Genomic DNA, 16,439 nt, shown 5'->3' on the forward strand with positions numbered 1-16,439 from the left:
AATTTCCGTCATGACCCAGACTCTCAGTCAACTTGAACACGACAGCGCTTTTGTTGAACGTCACCTCGGCCCGTCTGCCAGCCAGCAGCAACAGATGTTGGCGACTATCGGTGCCGAGTCACTGGATGCGCTTACCCGGCAGATTGTCCCTATTGATATTCAGTTACCCAGCCCGCCTGCGGTGGGAGAGGCAGTAACGGAACATCAGGCACTGGCGGAGCTGAAAGCTATCGCTGGCCGCAATCAACGTTACAAAAGCTACATCGGAATGGGCTATCACGCCGTACTGATGCCACCGGTGATTCTGCGTAACGTGCTGGAAAACCCGGGTTGGTATACCGCTTATACGCCGTATCAACCGGAAGTGTCGCAAGGGCGACTGGAAGCGTTGCTGAATTTCCAACAGGTGACTCAAGACCTGACTGGCCTGGATCTGGCCTCGGCCTCATTGCTGGATGAAGCGACTGCGGCGGCAGAAGCGATGGCAATGGCTAAGCGCATCAGCAAACTCAAGCAGGCAAACTGCTTTTTTGTAGCGGATGATGTGCATCCGCAAACGTTGGATGTGGTGCGTACCCGTGCCCTGACACTGGGTTTTGAGGTTGTCACCGGCAAGGCGCAGGATGCGCTGAAACATGATGATGTGTTTGGTGTGCTGTTACAGCAGTGTGGGACGACCGGCGAACTGCATGATTACCGCGCGCTGATGGCCGATCTGAAAAAACGAAAGGTTATCAGTTGCATGGCTGCCGATATCATGGCGCTGGTGTTGTTGGCCGCACCAGGCAAACAAGGCGCCGATATGGTGTTTGGCTCGGCCCAGCGTTTTGGCGTGCCGATGGGATACGGCGGCCCGCATGCGGCGTTTTTTGCCTGCAACGATGAATACAAACGCGCCATGCCGGGACGACTCATTGGCGTGTCCCGCGATGCTGCCGGTAATACAGCGCTGCGCATGGCGATGCAGACTCGCGAACAGCATATCCGCCGTGAAAAGGCCAACTCCAATATTTGTACATCGCAGGTATTGCTGGCGAACATCGCCGGAATGTATGCGGTTTATCATGGTCCTGAAGGGTTGGCGCGTATTGCCCAGCGTATTCATCGGCTGACGGATATCCTGGCTTATGGTCTGCAACAACGCGGCCTGACACTGCGTCATCAAACCTGGTTTGACACCATTACTGTTGACGTGGCTGATAAAGCCGCTGTGTTGAGTCGGGCGCAACGTTTTGGCATCAACTTACGCAGTGATCTGAACGGTGCGGTGGGTATCGCGTTGGATGAAGCCACCCGCCGTGATGATGTATTGACACTGTTTGCCGTTCTGTTGGGTGATAATCACGGGTTGAACATTGATACGCTCGATGCCGCCGTCAGCGCTCAGTCAGCGTCTATTCCCGCAGCGTTATGGCGGAATGACGCCATCCTGACCCATCCGGTTTTCAACCGTTACCACAGCGAAACCGAAATGATGCGTTATCTGCATCGTCTGGAGAGCAAGGATCTGGCGCTGAATCAGGCGATGATCCCGTTGGGTTCCTGCACCATGAAACTTAACGCGGTAGCTGAAATGTTGCCGATTACCTGGCCGGAATTTGCCGAACTGCATCCATTCTGCCCACCAGAGCAGGCGCTGGGATATCGTCAGTTGATCGAACAGCTTTCCGGCTGGTTGGTACAGTTGACTGGCTATGACGCCATTTGCATGCAGCCGAACTCCGGGGCGCAGGGTGAATATGCCGGTATGCTGGCGATTCGTCGCTATCATGAAAGCCGTAACGACGCGGCGCGTACTATCTGTTTAATCCCCAGTTCGGCCCACGGCACCAACCCGGCTTCGGCACATATGGCGGGAATGGATGTGGTGGTGGTGGCCTGTGACAAACAGGGCAATATCGATCTGCATGATCTGCGGGAAAAAGCCCAGCAGGCGGATGATCATCTTGCCTGCATTATGGTGACGTATCCGTCTACTCATGGCGTGTATGAAGAAACCATCCGTGAAGTATGCCAGATTGTGCATCAGTACGGCGGTCAGGTGTATCTGGATGGCGCCAACATGAACGCCCAGGTTGGCATTACCACACCGGGCTACATCGGTGCTGATGTATCGCATCTCAACCTGCATAAAACCTTCTGTATTCCGCATGGCGGCGGTGGGCCGGGCATGGGACCGATTGGTGTGAAAGCCCATCTGGCCCCGTTCGTTCCGGGCCATACCGTGGTAACAATGGATGGCATGCTGACGCAGCAAGGCGCCGTTTCCGCCGCGCCGTTTGGCAGTGCGTCAATTCTGCCGATCAGCTGGATGTATATCCGCATGATGGGCGCGGAAGGATTGAAGCAGGCCAGTCAGGTGGCGATTCTGAATGCCAACTACGTGGCAGCCAGGCTGAATGAAGCTTATCCCGTGTTGTACACTGGCCGTGGCGGACGCGTGGCGCATGAATGTATTCTGGATATTCGTCCGCTGAAGGAGAGCAGTGGTATCAGTGAAATGGACGTTGCCAAACGCTTGATCGACTACGGTTTCCATGCCCCAACCATGTCGTTCCCGGTAGCAGGGACGTTGATGATTGAACCCACAGAGTCTGAAAGTCAGGCTGAGCTGGACCGTTTTATTGATGCCATGCTGGCGATTCGGGAAGAGATTGACCGTGTAGTTAGTGGCGAATGGCCACTGGATGACAACCCGTTGGTTAACGCGCCGCATACGCAAACCGAGCTGGCTGGTGACTGGCAACACCCATACAGTCGTGAACTGGCGGTATTCCCGGCTGGACAGAGCCACAAATACTGGCCGGCAGTGAAGCGCCTGGATGACGTTTATGGCGACCGTAACCTGTTCTGCTCCTGTGTACCGATGAGCGACTATGAGTAACAGCGAGTAGATTTAACGGCGGTTAATACAGTTTGTGTCTGACTGAGTTGTTAAATGCCAAAACTGAAAAAGCGAACTGAAAGGTTCGCTTTTTTTGTTTTAATTGACCCATCCTAAATAGCGTTGACACATTTAACTCGCACACTGAGGAAAATGTGATGAACCAATATGTTAAACGCACGCAACGCGATTACCCTCTATCCTTTAAATTGGCCGTTGTCGAACAGGTCGAAAAAGGTGAAATGACTTACCGCCAGGCGCAAGACCGCTACGGCATTCAAGGTAGCCACACCGTCATGACGTGGCTACGCAAGTACGGTCAACTTGACTGGTTTTCCTCCTCTCCTGCAAGAACGTGCGGAGTTAACATGCCCAAAATGCCTCTCACTCCCGAGCAACGAATTAAAGAGCTCGAACAGCAACTCGCTGAATCAGAAGTCAAAGCCCAGTTTTTTGAAGCGGTTGTGAAGGTCATGAACACAGAGTTCGGAGCCACACTGACAAAAAAGCAGTTAGCCACATTATCACGCAAGCACAAGCGCCGGGACTCACAGTAACGCGTGTGTGCCGGTTCATGGGGATTAGCCGACAGGCGTGGTATCAGTCTTTGCAGCGTGAGCGTGGAAGAGAAATACTGGCTCAAAATATCATTGAACAAGTGACAGCCATTCGGTTGCAACAGCCCCGTTTGGGAACGCGTAAATTGCATTACTTGTTGCGACAACACGCAGAACCGGCGTTACATGTTGGCCGTGATCGCCTGTTCCAGATACTGCGTTGCTCGCGGTTACTGGTGATGCCTAAACGGGCCTATCACAAAACGACGAATAGCCATCATCGCTTTCACCGTCACCCTAACTTACTGAAGTCAGGTGAAAATCAGGTTGTTGCCAGCCACTCGGAACAGGTATGGGTCGCGGATATCACGTACCTTCCACTACGTCATGGAACGGCGTATGTCAGTCTGGTGACCGATGCCTGGTCGAGAAAAATAGTGGGATATCATGTGCATGAAAGTCTGCATACCCGGCATGTGGCCGCCGCGCTCAAAATGGCATTGGTGAGCAAGCGCACAGCCGCTCCGCTGATACATCACTCAGACCGAGGTATTCAGTACTGTTCAACAGAATATCAGGCGCTACATGAACGTCACGGTGTCATCTGCTCGATGACGGATGGATATGACTGTTATCAGAATGCGCTGGCGGAACGGGTAAACGGAATATTAAAAATGGAATATCTGCTCGTCAGGCCAGAAGATATCGTGCAGGCAAGAAAGATGGTCAGGGAGTCAGTGGAAATCTACAACACACGGCGCCCCCATCTGTCTTTAAAATACAAAACGCCCGATGAAGTTCATCAGGCGTTTTAAGGCTTAAAAGTGTCAACCTATATCAGGACTAGTCAAATTTGTGTCTGCCTCAATGTGGGTTTGCGAAATCAAAAAGGTCAGTAGAGAAGTATCATCATGGTGGCATATCTGTATTTCGGTATTCAAGGTCAACATGAAAGTCGATAAATTGCTTCAGGACTTCATTATTAGCGGTGGGTTTGATCTCTTGCAATTGTAGCGGTCAACCAAAAACAGCACGTTCTCAGCATGGCCTGATCGCATATGGGCATCAACCAGAGCACTACCTGTGCGGGTTTTTTACTCCCTGAGCGCTTGCGTAAGAATGTCGAACTCTTCGACGACCTGAGTAGGAACGTTGACATTTCAGCCGGAAATTGCCAATAGTGTATCAATTAACTCTGCCCTGGTTTGTGCTTCCATTTGACTCATTTAACTGGCTTCAAAAAACTCTTCGTCAATTTTCTTCAGGTATAATACCTGTTCATCACGACTGCCGATGTTGTAATGCAACATGAGTTTGGCTAATTCTTTGCCATTAATTAGTACAATACGTGTAGATAAATCTTTGGCGGTTTGTACTGCTGATGGCGTGAAATCTGACGTAGTAATGAAAATCCCTTTCTGTGCTTTTTTAAGATTCAATGCTCCAAAAAAGCCGCGGATATCGCTGGCGCTAATGTTGTTGCCTTCGGCATAGCGTTTGGCTTGTATGTATATTTGGTCAACGCCTAACGGGTCTTGGTTAATTACACCATCAATACCGTTATCGCCAGATTTTCCTAATGCTTGGGCCGCGCCTTCGCCACTACCGCCATAGCCCATGGCAAGTAAAAGCTCGATTAGCAGCGTTTCAAAAAACGCGGGGGACACTTTTCGGGTGCGAGAAAGCATCTCTTCAGCCAGAGCATCGTTAATACGTTTATATGCATTTAACAACGCTTCATCAGGTGTGATATCGCTCTCGGTATCAATTCCGGGTTCATAGATTTGTGTTGGCTGAAGTTCTATCTCATTACTTTTTTGCTTAAAGGCCACAAACTCATCAAATTGCTTTAAGTAATCGTTATTGATCTCTACGTTGGGGTCTTTCAGTGCATCGATACCACGAGAAGTGATGATAAAGTGAGCTCTGCGGGGCGAATCTAGCATCCCTGCTTTGATCAAATAGGTTTTGGCCCACCCAACACGATTATCGAGTACCGGTTGTTTGCCACTAGGCAGGGTTTCAACACGCTCTTCTTCAGTTAAACCAAACTGGTTTGCAAGCTGATTGATAACATCCCGCAGTTTAACTTCCTGTCCACGAGCATTATGGGCAATCTCAAGAAAAGGCTGCATAAATTGCTGGTAACTTGGTATCACGTCCAGTCCTTTTTTCTGTGAAGGTATCAGGTGTTTTCCGTCAACATTGTAAATCTGTAAGGTCGTGACACCAGCGGAATTTCCGGTGTTGCCGCAGGGTTTACGGTTTCTATTGGGTTAGGTAAATGATGACTTCTTATCAGAAAACACAAACCTGAGTAGATGGTCACACCTAACATGATGAGGATATGAGAAAAATGTGTAGGGCTCAATGACATCCATAGCAATTACTTGCCCGGTTTCTTTCACTCATGAGCAAATCACCGCCCGTATCGGGTTTTAAGCGATACCGCCCCCCGATAGCAAATCAGATTCCAGCACGGTGGCCGGAACCCGATTTACCTTCTGTTCAAGCATGATAAAGCCGACTATTTCAGCCAACCTTTGCTCTGTGCGGCTTCCAGATGTTGCTTCATGTGTTGCCACAGTTCTGGATTGATGTCGTTGATAAAGGTGTTACGGGCCAATACCTGTTCCAGCCGGATGCCGTTTTCCACCCAGCTCTGACCACCATTATGCAAATTCATCAGGACTGGCATGATGCGGTCAATCATCAGTGCAAATTGGGCGCTGGCTGTTTCCCCGGTTTCATATTCCTGCCATAACTGTTGGAAATAATGTCGTTGCGGCTCCGGCAGCAGGCCGAAGATACGTGCGGCGGCGGCAACTTCCTGCTGATGTACCGCAGCGCGAGCGGGCAAGTCGTAGACCAGAACATCACCTGCGTCGATTTCAACGATGTCGTGGATTAACGCCATCTGAATGACGCGTTGAATATCCACGTCTTTTCCCGCGTAAGGCGCCAGACTCATTACCGCGACGGCAAAGTGCCAGCTATGTTCAGCGGAATCTTCATGGCGTGATGTGCCGATCACTTTTGAACGGCGTTGCACGCTTTTTAACTTGTCAATTTCCATTAAAAACCCGACTACGTCGGTCAGGGAGCCAAAATTCAATACGGTTGAAGCAAGAGACATCCAGGTAACCTCCGGCAATAAAAACCCATCAATTGTAGGGGAAGCGAGTGGAGATTAATACGAGTGATGGTTGCCATTAGGTGATGAAGTTGGATCAGCTGATTTATTTTAGCTTACACGTGTACACTGAAATTATTCTCAGTTAAGCTGTTCATGGTTTGTGCGTCGCAGACGCAAAAATGTCTTTGACGAGATGCGAGATTGCGCGTAGTACCAGAGGTTGGCAATGACAAAGAAAATATGGGGTTTGGATTATTCGTTGGCAGAAGAAATTGCCAACAGCATTAGCCACGGGATTGGCTGTGTATTCGGGATTGTCGGGTTGGTGTTGCTACTGGTGCAGGCGGTGAACAATGGTGATAATACTCTGGCCCTTACCAGTTACAGCCTGTACGGCGGTAGTTTGATTCTGCTGTTTCTGGCTTCAACGCTTTATCATGGCATTTCTCATCCACGGGCAAAACTCTGGCTGAAGAAGTTTGATCACTGTGCCATCTATTTGCTGATAGCTGGAACCTATACGCCGTTTCTGTTGGTGGGATTGAATACCCCGTTGGCTGACGGGTTGATGATTGTCATCTGGAGCATGGCGTTGTTGGGTGTGATATTCAAGCTGGCGTTCGCACACCGTTTTGAAGTGCTGTCATTAATGACGTATCTGGTTATGGGTTGGTCGTCGCTGGTTGTCATCTACCAGTTGGTGATGAAGATTTCTGCCGGCGGTATTACACTACTGGTTATCGGTGGCGCGTTTTATACGCTGGGCGTTATCTTCTATGTATGCAAGCGTATTCCCTTCAACCATGCTATCTGGCACGGTTTTGTGCTGGGCGGCAGTCTGTGTCATTTTCTGGCGATCTATTTGTATGTCTGATTCCGTGCCTTGGCTGGTCACCAAGCTCATTATTTCCGTGACCATGAGCTTGATGACCAATATCCGGTTATTCTTCCAGTGAATACGGTAACGCTTGGATTGCCAACTGACTGCCGATGTCTTCACGTACCCGTAGCACACTGTCGACCTCAAGATCGTTATTCAGTATTGCCTGTACCCACAGCGTCCCATCCTGTAGTCGACAGGCGGCCAGTACGGTGCCGGTACGCCGCCAATTTTCACCCATCTGTAGTTCAAGACTGTCACCCGTTACCGGCACGATAGCCGCATTGCCCGAAAGCCAATAGAGGGCGCGTTTGTTGGCACCACGGTACTTGGCCCGTGCCACCATTTCCTGCCCGGCATAACATCCCTTGCTAAAGCTAATACCTTGTAACGCCTGTAGATTGGTCGCCTGTGGGATGAACTGTGCGCTGTTTGCGCTGTCAATAATTGGCTGGCCGGCTTCTATTTCCAGTGCCAACCATTGATGGCTGTTATTGCGTCGAATGCTGTCTCCCAACGTTTCCAACAGGGAGGTCGTCCGTTCAACCGAAAGGACCAACAGAAAACGTTCGGTAGGCAACGTAAAATGCAGCAATGTCGCGCCCGGCAGTTGTACTACGGTGTTTTTTGCATCAGGCAGCGTATCGAACTCTGGCGCGATGAGGTCGCGGATATGCTGACCGGCGGCAGCCAGCAGCACCACGTTGTCCTCGGCGGTGAGGGTGGTTTTTGAGAAGACAGCGTATTTTTTTAGCTCGTTTAGTTGGGTTTCGAGCACGGTACGGCGTTCGATATATGCCATGCCATCGGCGTAGTGGAACAGACGTAAGTCACTCCACATTTTTCCTTTAGCGTCGCAGTGGGCGCACAGGACGTGTTGTTCCGCCGTCAGTGCCACGACATCCGTAGTGACCTGTCCTTGTAGGTATTTGACGGTATCCGGTCCAGACAAGGTGACCAGCCCCCAGTCTTCCAGTGACATCAGGGTTGCGGGCAGTTGGGATGAAGCAAACAGTGGTTGTGATGAAAAAGGAAGCGGCTTAGCCATATTACCATCCTGCGGTGAGGTGCTTTAAGCGAATGACTTCATGGTAAAAGAGCGGCGGCGCTTTGCAAGCGGTTATTGGCTTATTAATGGTCATGGGGTTACCACGCTTATTTTCGATGCAGTTCGCAGGACATAAATGTACGGGAGTCAATGCTGCGGTAAAATATGTCAAAGTGTTACTATTAGTTGAATACCACCGGATGAAATCGGGTTACACTACCGCTTCTCATCGCGGCTGGCGGTTACCACCAAGATACAGTAGGCAAAGAGCATGGATATCGATAATAAACCACGTATTCACTGGGCGTGTCGACGCGGAATGCGTGAGCTGGATATTTCAATCATGCCGTTTTTTGAGCATGACTATGACACATTGAGTGACGACGATAAGCGTAATTTTATCCGTCTATTGCAGTGCGACGATCCCGATCTGTTCAACTGGCTGATGAACCACGGTGAGCCAACGGATCAGGGCTTGAAGCATATGGTTTCCCTTATTCAAACGCGAAATAAAAACCGTGGTCCAGTGGCAATGTAATCTGCGGGTTTCCTGGCGCATGCAGCTTTTCTCGTTGCTGGCGCACGGATTATTGGTGTTGCTGATTTTGCTGGCTCCCTGGCCAGATGGTTATGTGTCTGTCTGGCTGGGGCTGGTGACATTGGTGATGTTTGGTTTTATTCGCAGTCAACGGAATATTAAATCCCGGCATGGGGAGATTGTGCTATATAACGAAAACCATCTGCGTTGGCAGCACCGGGAATGGCAGATAACAAAACGTCCGTGGGTAATGAAAAACGGTATCCTGTTATCGTTGCGCACAGTAGAGGGCAAAAGCCCGTACCGCCGTAGTTTATGGCTGGCGTCGGACAGTATGGGGAACGAAGAGTGGCGTCATTTGTGTCATTTGCTGTTGCAGCATAAGAACTGGCAGAGTGATCGCCTGATGTAAAATAGTTTTCTGCGCCTTGCCGGCGCCTGTCATTTTCCTGCCTGGCCCGGTTCCTTTCCATTACTATCAATACTGTTGATACACTTTTTGCCCACCTGCATGATGTTTCGTGGTTGGGCGTTTGCAGAAAAATGACGGCAATGATTTACGGGGAGCACCGCAGCAGGTATCTTACGCGCCGTTCAATGAGAGAGAAGCTGATGACCACGCCCGCTGATAAAACTGTACTGCACTCCCGTAATCGCCATCGCAGCCGTTATGATTTTACTACGCTGAAACAAAGTCATCCGGCGTTGATACCGTTCGTGAAAGTAAATGCCCACGGTGATGAATCGGTTGATTTTGCCGACCCACAGGCGGTTAAAACGCTGAACCAGGCGTTATTGCACCATTTTTACCAGATTGAGCATTGGATTATCCCGGCAGACTTTCTCTGCCCGCCGGTGCCGGGGCGCGCGGATTATATTCATTATCTGGCTGATTTGCTGGCCGAGGATAATCAATCTGTCATACCGCGTGATGCATCAATCCTGGATATTGGCTGCGGTGCCAATTGCATCTACCCATTGATTGGTCATCGAGAGTATGGCTGGCGTTTTACTGCAAGTGAGATTAATCCTCAGGCGATGCAGGCGGCGAATGCCACCATTGAGGCGAACCCCGGTCTTAATCGAGCTATTCGGTTACGCCGTCAAAAAAACAGTAACGCGATCCTGACGGGGATCATCCACAAGAATGAATCGTTTGATGCCGTTCTGTGTAACCCGCCATTCCATGCGTCAGCCGCCGATGCTCGACAAGGCTCGCAGCGTAAACTCCATAATCTTGGGCTGGACAAAAATTCGCCGCTGAATTTCGGTGGTCAACAAGATGAACTGTGGTGTGAGGGTGGAGAGAAAGCCTTTATCAGCCAGATGATCCATGAAAGCGCCGGTTTTGCCCGGCAGTGTTTGTGGTTTACGTCACTGGTTTCCCGTAAAGAAAACCTGCCAGATCTTTATCGTGCGCTGGAAAGTGTGGGAGTCGAAAAAGTGCGGACCATCAATATGGCGCAGGGACAGAAACAAAGCCGCTTTGTGGCCTGGAGCTTTTTTGATACGTCAGCGCGTGCAAGATGGTTTCAAAAACGCTAGGGGCTGTTTATCCTTACTGTATGAATTTTACTCAGCGATACATCGGTAGCCACATCATTGAAAACGTCAGTGATATCATACTGGCGTAATCCCTTGCTAATTCGTCATATCTCATTGATATTGCAAGAAAGTGTTTAATTCTCGCAAAAGCATTCTCAACTGAATGTCAATACTTATATAAGCACCAATCTATGCTTTCTTTATTTATATTTCGAACAGCGTTCCTTTTAGGAATAACAGTCTCACTACCTTTTGAACCGACTACATCCTCAAATCTTCACTGTCATAACGTTTGTCTGCGATAAAAACGTTCATTCCTTCAAATGGTTAACGAGACTTTCTGTTCGAGCAATATCATTTTTTTATCCCTCTGATAAATACCCAATCATAATCAACGGGTTTTGCTAACGCATTGAATAATTTATCCAATACATCTTTCTTAGACCGCAGGTTAAAGCAACGATAAACGGCGTTCCAGTCACCAAACTCTGTTGGTAAATCATGTTAGGAAATTTCTGTTCGCAATCGCTAAAGGATGCCTTCAAAGGTCATTCTATGTTCAGGTTTATTGTATATGCGGCCTGTGTTCTTCATTATTTGAAGCGGGTTTTCCTCCCACCGCTTTGTTTGTGATTTTTTAACTAGATTGAGATACTCTAATTTTTACCTATACAATACTGCTCCTTAGTAATTTGAACACGAAGGACATTAACACATGGCCAACCCTATCTCCTTACAAGATAGAGAACAAACTCTTGAATTGGATCGTTGGCTCAAAAAACAGGCTAAAGCGGTTAAAAATCCTCTCAATATTGCCGTCATTCTCGGTGGTTTTAATGGATTATTCTTAATTGCTCAATGCTGGATGTTGGCACGGGTGCTGAATTCTACAGCAATCAGACACGAGTCTATTGTGGCTGTCTGGGGGTATTTGGCAGGGATGGTGGGTTTATTTATTCTGCGAGCTATCCTCAATTACGGTAACCAACGATTCACCTTTGAAGCTGCTGCTCGACTGCGCACCCAGTTGAGAGCACTCCTGTTTAATCATATTAGTGATCTAGGTCCAGCCTGGAGCAGGGAGCAACGCTCTGGTGCTTGTGCAACCGAGTTGGTTGATGGTGTAGAGGCACTTGAAAAATATTTCAGCCTGTATTTGCCGCAAAGGCAACTGGTCATCATTATTCCTGTGGCTATTTTGGTTTTTGTTTTTCCATTTGACTGGGTATCGGGACTGATTCTGGCTATTACAGCTCCGTTGTTACCCGTGTTTATGATTATCATCGGTAGTCAAACAGAAAAGCTTAATCGTAGCCAATGGCGCATCCTGACGAGAATGGGGGCACACTTTTTTGATATGATTGAGGGACTGACGACACTCAAATTATTTAATGCAGCCCAAAGAGAAGCTCATTTTATCGGCCAGATCGCAGAAGATTACCGCCTGCAAACCATGAAAGTATTGCGTATCGCTTTTCTTTCTTCAATGGTGTTGGAGTTCTTTGCGGCCATCAGCATTGCCATGGTAGCCGTATATGTTGGTTTTCGCTTGATGTATGGCGATATTCATTACCTTAATGGCATTTTTGTGCTTTTACTTGCCCCAGAGTTCTACCTTCCTTTGCGCAGCATGGGGACTCAGTTTCATGCTCGGATGGATGCACTGGGTGCCGTCGAACCGATTATTGAACTGCTCAATACCCAGGCGCCCTCTGGGCACAATGGCGAAATTGAACTGTGCCTAAAACAGGCACCACAAATTACCTTTTCTCACCTCCATTTTGCTTACCCCAAGCGTGATTCCGTTATTTGTGGTGTGAACCTTAATCTTCCAGCAGGCAGTCACACGGTGCTTATTGGTGCCAGTGGTGCTGGGAAGTCGACATTGGGGCAATTACTGCTGGGTTTTTTAAGCCCTACGCAAGGTGAAATTATAATTGACACAAAACCCTTAGCACAGATATCCCCTCGTAGTTGGTATCAGCATGTGGCATGGGTGCCCCAGAACCCCACCTTGTTTCATGGCACCATCGAAGAAAATATTGCCTTGTCTCCTCGCTTGCAGGGTCATGATGTGGCACTACACCAAGCGGTACAGGATGCATACGCATTGGATTTTATTAATCGTCTGCCACACGGTTTTCAGACGATTATAGGTGACCGGGGGCAAGGACTTTCTGGTGGCGAAATTCAACGGATTGCCCTGGCGCGTGCTTTCTACAAGGATGCCCCCGTGGTGCTTCTTGATGAACCTTCTGCCAGTTTAGATCCTCACAGTGAACGACTGATTACAGAGGCCATTGCCAGACTGGCTGTTGGCCGAACCCTGCTAACTATCGCACACCGACTGACTACGATTGAGCAAAGTGATCAAATTGTGGTACTTGATGGTGGAGAAATCATCGAGCAAGGGTCACATGACGCGTTGATGTCTTTAAAAGGGGCTTACGCTAAATACTATCATCAGTATCGCAAGGCTGGGTTATGAATCGTAAACAAAATAATAGAGAACTCCGCTGGCTTTTCGAGATCAGTCGTCCGTATCTTGGTTGGATGATTACAGGGGTGCTGCTTGCTACCACTGTTATTCTCGCTAATGTGGCATTGCTTGCTGTGTCTGGCTGGTTTATTACGGCAATGGCCATTAGTGGCTTGACCGCTACAGCTATAAATTATTTTACCCCAGCGGCAGCGATTCGTGGTTTGGCGATTTTGCGTACCGTTGGCAGATATCTTGAACGATTGATTACCCATGAAGCGACTTTTAGACTACTGGCTGGGTTGCGGCAATGGTTTTTTGAACGATTAGAGCCTTTAGCGCCTGCAGGACTTCAGGATTATCAAGGCGGTGATTTATTAAGCCGAATTAGTGCTGACATTGATAGTTTGGAAAACGCCTATTTGCGGTTATTGACTCCTACTTTAGCTGCGCTGTTTGCCAGTTTTTTGATGATGATGTTCCTTTTATTTTGGAGCCCTGCTATTGCCTTGACTAATCTAGTGGGGTTGTTGATCGTTGGTCTAGTTTTACCTTGGGCGGCCCTATATTTGGGCATGAACAGTGGTCAGAAAATTGTTGAAGCAAGGGCGGCCTTGCGCCAACGAACCAGTGAGACTGTACGAGGTTTGGCCGAAATAACGCTCTATGATGACCCGCAACAACGCATAGACATCATTCAAGAAGAAAACAAAGCACTGGTTGTGCCTCAAAGGCAACAAAATCGCATTGATGCAAGTAGCACCGCTTTGACGGGGCTTTTTAGTCAATTAACTTGGCTGTCCATGATTGTTATTGCCATTTCTTTGGTGCAAAGTGCTCAACTCGATGGGCCACAACTCGTCATGCTGGCCTTTTTTGGCATGGCCAGCTTTGAGGCTGTTGCTACGCTACCCGTTGCCTTTCGTGCATTAGGCGAAACCCGAAGTGCAGCACGTCGCATTCTGGATCTGGTCAATGCAGAACCAGCTGTCAGTGACCCAATTAATCCTTGTGCGGCACCACAAAAGTTTGACATACGATTTGATTCGGTGTGTTTTGCCTATCCGCAAGGCAAGCAACGCGCTCTTCACGAGGTGAGCTTTTATTTAGAACAAGGACAAAAATTGGCCATTCGGGGAGCAAGTGGTTCTGGAAAAACCAGTTTGACACAGCTATTACTCAAATTTTGGGCGGCCGATGGTGGGCAAATTACAATCGGCGAGACGAGTCTAGGGGATTTGAGTGGCGACACTGTCCGCAAACTCTGTGCGGTTGTCACTCAGCAGGTCCATCTATTTAATACAACTCTAGCGGCTAATTTATACCTCTCAAAACCCAATGCGACACATGAGGAATTGCTCAATGCTTGTCGTGCTGCGGCTATCCTAGATGATATTCTGGCTTTGCCTGAGGGGTTTGACACCGAGGTGGGGGAAGCGGCAACCCGGCTGTCAGGCGGACAAATTCGGCGCATCGGCATTGCCAGAGCACTCCTTAAGGACGCCCCTATCGTCATTTTGGATGAGCCCACAGAAGGGCTAGATGCCACCACAGAACAACAAGTGACCCAAGCATTGGCGAGGTTATTGCAGGGCCGAACGGCAATCATTATTACTCACCGTCCACAGTTACTTACACTCGCGGATCACAGCTTGATGATGGATGAAGGGCGTATTATCCCTTAATTTTAGCCCTCCTTAAATTGCAATAACTGCAGATTAAGGAGGTAAGCGGCTTCTATGCTTTAAATAGTCAAGATACTAAACATAGGTTGATATACATCATAAAATCATCATAATATATGATAAGTTTTAGAGAAAAAAGCTTGCTCTGGTTTCAACAAGATCAATGCATCCTTACACCATCTGCCTCGTAACAGTCTTTTAATTTCAAACGTCTGGAGAAACAAAATGACAGACCCCTCACTCATGACTGACCTTGCCAGACTTGATTTTGGATGGATCACGACGATGCACATTATTTATCCGCCGCTGACCATTGGTTTAGCCACCTTTCTGTTTTTTAGTGAATGGCGTTGGCTTAAGACTAATAATGATGAATGGTATCGGTTGACACGTTTTTTTGAAAAACTATTCATCATTAATTTTGGGGCAGGCGTGGCCACAGGGGTCACAATGGAAATGTCTTTTGGCATTCTCTTTGGACCTTTTTCCCAAGCCGCAGGGCCGTTTTTTGGCAATATTCTCGGTTACGAAACGATTACCGCCTTTATGTATGAAGCGGGTTTCATCGGCCTGATGATTTTTGGCTGGGGTAAAATAAGCAAGAAAATGCATCTTTTCGCAACCTTTAACGTTGCGTTTTCTTCGATGTTGTCTGCCATGTGGATTTTGGATGCCAATTCCTGGATGCAAACACCAACAGGTATTCACTTAGAAAAAGGATTATTTTTGGTTGATAACTGGACAGATGCCATTTTCAATCCAAATTTTTTGACCGCATTTCCTCATATGCTTATTGCTTGTTTTGAAATTGGACTGTTTTTTGTGGCGGGTATTTCAGCTTGGATGATTTATAAAAATCGCTACTCTAAAATGTTTATGCACACTTTGACAGCCTCAATTATGGCACTGGTCATTGTGGCACCCCTGCAAGTTTATATGGGGGATGCGTTAGGGCAATCCGTCGCTAAACATGACCCTGCTGCTTTGGCCTCAATGGAAGGACACTGGCATACATATAATGCCGATGGTAGTCCAAACACAAGCTGGAACCTGCTTGCATGGCCTAATGAAGCCAAAGGAACAAACGATGTTCAGATTGCGATTCCTCATGTTCTCAGTTTGATTGAAGATCATAAATGGGTTAGCACTGTAAAAGGCCTGGATCAATTTAAGAAGACGGATCGCCCTCCTGTTCTGATTCCTTTTTACGCCTTCCGCATTATGGTAGCTGCTGGAATGGCTTTGATGTTAGTGGCTTTTTGGGCACTTTATTTGCGTATTCGTGGGCAGTTTACAGCCAAAAAATTACAGCATCACCCTTGGTTTTTGCGCACGGTTGTCTTGAGTTCTATTTTGCCCTACCTTGCCATTTGGACAGGTTGGTGGACTCGTGAAATAGCCCGTCAACCCTGGATTATCAACGGATTGATGCGCACCTCAGAAGGTGTGAGCCAAATGAGCATTATAGCAGAGATTATTTGGTTTATCGGTTTTATGGTCTTTGACCTTCTTGTCTGGTTTGGGGCTTGGTACTTTTTTTCCAAAGTTATCCGCAAAGGCCCCGATATGAATACAGAAGTGGTTCATGGTGTAGCGCCAACAGAGGTCATGCCGCTGGGCAATATGTCCAAAAGAGAAGAGTCTGAAGGAAAACCGTTGTTTGTACGGCCTACCATTTAGTCGAAGT

General features: G+C 48.2%; 12 protein-coding genes and 1 pseudogene. 9 read left to right on the forward strand and 4 right to left on the reverse strand.

Translation table 11 applies throughout. The annotated features are described in order from the left end of the window. The first annotated feature begins 10 nt into the window (after window positions 1-10). Together gcvP and PCO85_03665 are read left to right on the forward strand one after the other, a co-directional pair. Complete coding sequence (gene gcvP / locus PCO85_03660; protein ID WJV54559.1) at window positions 11-2,884, forward strand: aminomethyl-transferring glycine dehydrogenase; 2,874 nt, start codon at window positions 11-13, stop codon at window positions 2,882-2,884. Between the two features lie 158 nt (window positions 2,885-3,042). Further along, window positions 3,043-4,256, forward strand: a protein-coding gene (locus PCO85_03665) for an IS3 family transposase (GenBank protein ID WJV54560.1) whose coding sequence is annotated in 2 segments (ribosomal slippage) — window positions 3,043-3,385 and window positions 3,385-4,256 — 1,215 coding nt in all. Because the reading frame shifts where the segments join, the coding sequence is not laid out codon by codon here. Between the two features lie 411 nt (window positions 4,257-4,667). Here PCO85_03665 and PCO85_03670 read toward each other — a convergent pair. Together PCO85_03670 and PCO85_03675 are read right to left on the reverse strand one after the other, a co-directional pair. Beyond that, the gene (locus PCO85_03670) at window positions 4,668-5,600 is read right to left on the reverse strand and encodes a restriction endonuclease (GenBank protein WJV54561.1); all 933 of its coding nucleotides are present in this window, start codon (window positions 5,598-5,600) and stop codon (window positions 4,668-4,670) included. 368 nt (window positions 5,601-5,968) lie between these two features. Next, window positions 5,969-6,577, reverse strand: coding sequence for an HD domain-containing protein (locus PCO85_03675; protein ID WJV54562.1), 609 nt, complete (start codon window positions 6,575-6,577; stop codon window positions 5,969-5,971). Window positions 6,578-6,803: 226 nt separating this feature from the next. Here PCO85_03675 and PCO85_03680 point away from each other — a divergent pair, with 226 nt between their 5' ends. Beyond that, on the forward strand, window positions 6,804-7,451 hold the full coding sequence (locus PCO85_03680; protein ID WJV54563.1) for a hemolysin III family protein: 648 nt from the start codon (window positions 6,804-6,806) through the stop codon (window positions 7,449-7,451). 67 nt (window positions 7,452-7,518) lie between these two features. Here the strand turns inward: PCO85_03680 and ygfZ are convergent, their stop codons facing one another. Next, window positions 7,519-8,505, reverse strand: coding sequence for a tRNA-modifying protein YgfZ (gene ygfZ, locus PCO85_03685; protein ID WJV54564.1), 987 nt, complete (start codon window positions 8,503-8,505; stop codon window positions 7,519-7,521). Window positions 8,506-8,776: 271 nt separating this feature from the next. On the opposite strand from ygfZ, the gene sdhE reads away from it, so the two are divergent. The 3 genes from sdhE (at window position 8,777) to rlmF (ending at window position 10,588) form a co-directional block, all read left to right on the forward strand. After that, the gene (sdhE, locus tag PCO85_03690) at window positions 8,777-9,043 is read left to right on the forward strand and encodes an FAD assembly factor SdhE (GenBank protein ID WJV54565.1); all 267 of its coding nucleotides are present in this window, start codon (window positions 8,777-8,779) and stop codon (window positions 9,041-9,043) included. Next, window positions 9,024-9,455, forward strand: a complete 432-nt coding sequence (locus PCO85_03695; protein ID WJV54566.1) for a protein YgfX — start codon at window positions 9,024-9,026, stop codon at window positions 9,453-9,455. Before sdhE ends, PCO85_03695 begins: the two co-directional genes overlap by 20 nt. A 200-nt stretch (window positions 9,456-9,655) precedes the next feature. Next, on the forward strand, window positions 9,656-10,588 hold the full coding sequence (gene rlmF / locus PCO85_03700; protein WJV54567.1) for a 23S rRNA (adenine(1618)-N(6))-methyltransferase RlmF: 933 nt from the start codon (window positions 9,656-9,658) through the stop codon (window positions 10,586-10,588). Window positions 10,589-10,619: 31 nt separating this feature from the next. On the opposite strand, the pseudogene PCO85_03705 reads toward rlmF, so the two are convergent. Continuing rightward, a pseudogene (locus PCO85_03705) lies at window positions 10,620-11,182 on the reverse strand (transposase). Window positions 11,183-11,303: 121 nt separating this feature from the next. On the opposite strand from PCO85_03705, the gene cydD reads away from it, so the two are divergent. From cydD to PCO85_03720, 3 genes are all read left to right on the forward strand, one after another. Beyond that, window positions 11,304-13,076: a thiol reductant ABC exporter subunit CydD gene (cydD, locus tag PCO85_03710; protein ID WJV54568.1), complete on the forward strand. Its 1,773-nt coding sequence runs from the start codon at window positions 11,304-11,306 to the stop codon at window positions 13,074-13,076. Next, window positions 13,073-14,752, forward strand: coding sequence for a thiol reductant ABC exporter subunit CydC (cydC, locus tag PCO85_03715; GenBank protein WJV54569.1), 1,680 nt, complete (start codon window positions 13,073-13,075; stop codon window positions 14,750-14,752). Before cydD ends, cydC begins: the two co-directional genes overlap by 4 nt. 225 nt (window positions 14,753-14,977) lie before the next feature. Beyond that, window positions 14,978-16,432 carry a cytochrome ubiquinol oxidase subunit I gene (locus PCO85_03720; protein WJV54570.1) on the forward strand — a complete coding sequence of 485 codons (1,455 nt, stop codon included), beginning with the start codon at window positions 14,978-14,980 and terminating at the stop codon, window positions 16,430-16,432. Window positions 16,433-16,439: the final 7 nt, after the last annotated feature.

Origin of the sequence: Prodigiosinella aquatilis, assembly GCA_030388725.1 — a bacterium.
Classification (GTDB): domain Bacteria; phylum Pseudomonadota; class Gammaproteobacteria; order Enterobacterales; family Enterobacteriaceae; genus Prodigiosinella; species Prodigiosinella aquatilis.

Bases quoted from the DNA above. Each gene is read 5' to 3' on its own strand.
- gcvP (WJV54559.1), top strand. From the start codon at position 11: ATGACCCAGACTCTCAGTCAACTTGAACACGACAGCGCTTTTGTTGAA.
- PCO85_03675 (WJV54562.1), bottom strand. From the start codon at position 6,577: ATGTCTCTTGCTTCAACCGTATTGAATTTTGGCTCCCTGACCGACGTA.
- PCO85_03680 (WJV54563.1), top strand. From the start codon at position 6,804: ATGACAAAGAAAATATGGGGTTTGGATTATTCGTTGGCAGAAGAAATT.
- ygfZ (WJV54564.1), bottom strand. From the start codon at position 8,505: ATGGCTAAGCCGCTTCCTTTTTCATCACAACCACTGTTTGCTTCATCC.
- sdhE (WJV54565.1), top strand. From the start codon at position 8,777: ATGGATATCGATAATAAACCACGTATTCACTGGGCGTGTCGACGCGGA.
- rlmF (WJV54567.1), top strand. From the start codon at position 9,656: ATGACCACGCCCGCTGATAAAACTGTACTGCACTCCCGTAATCGCCAT.
- cydD (WJV54568.1), top strand. From the start codon at position 11,304: ATGGCCAACCCTATCTCCTTACAAGATAGAGAACAAACTCTTGAATTG.
- cydC (WJV54569.1), top strand. From the start codon at position 13,073: ATGAATCGTAAACAAAATAATAGAGAACTCCGCTGGCTTTTCGAGATC.
- PCO85_03720 (WJV54570.1), top strand. From the start codon at position 14,978: ATGACAGACCCCTCACTCATGACTGACCTTGCCAGACTTGATTTTGGA.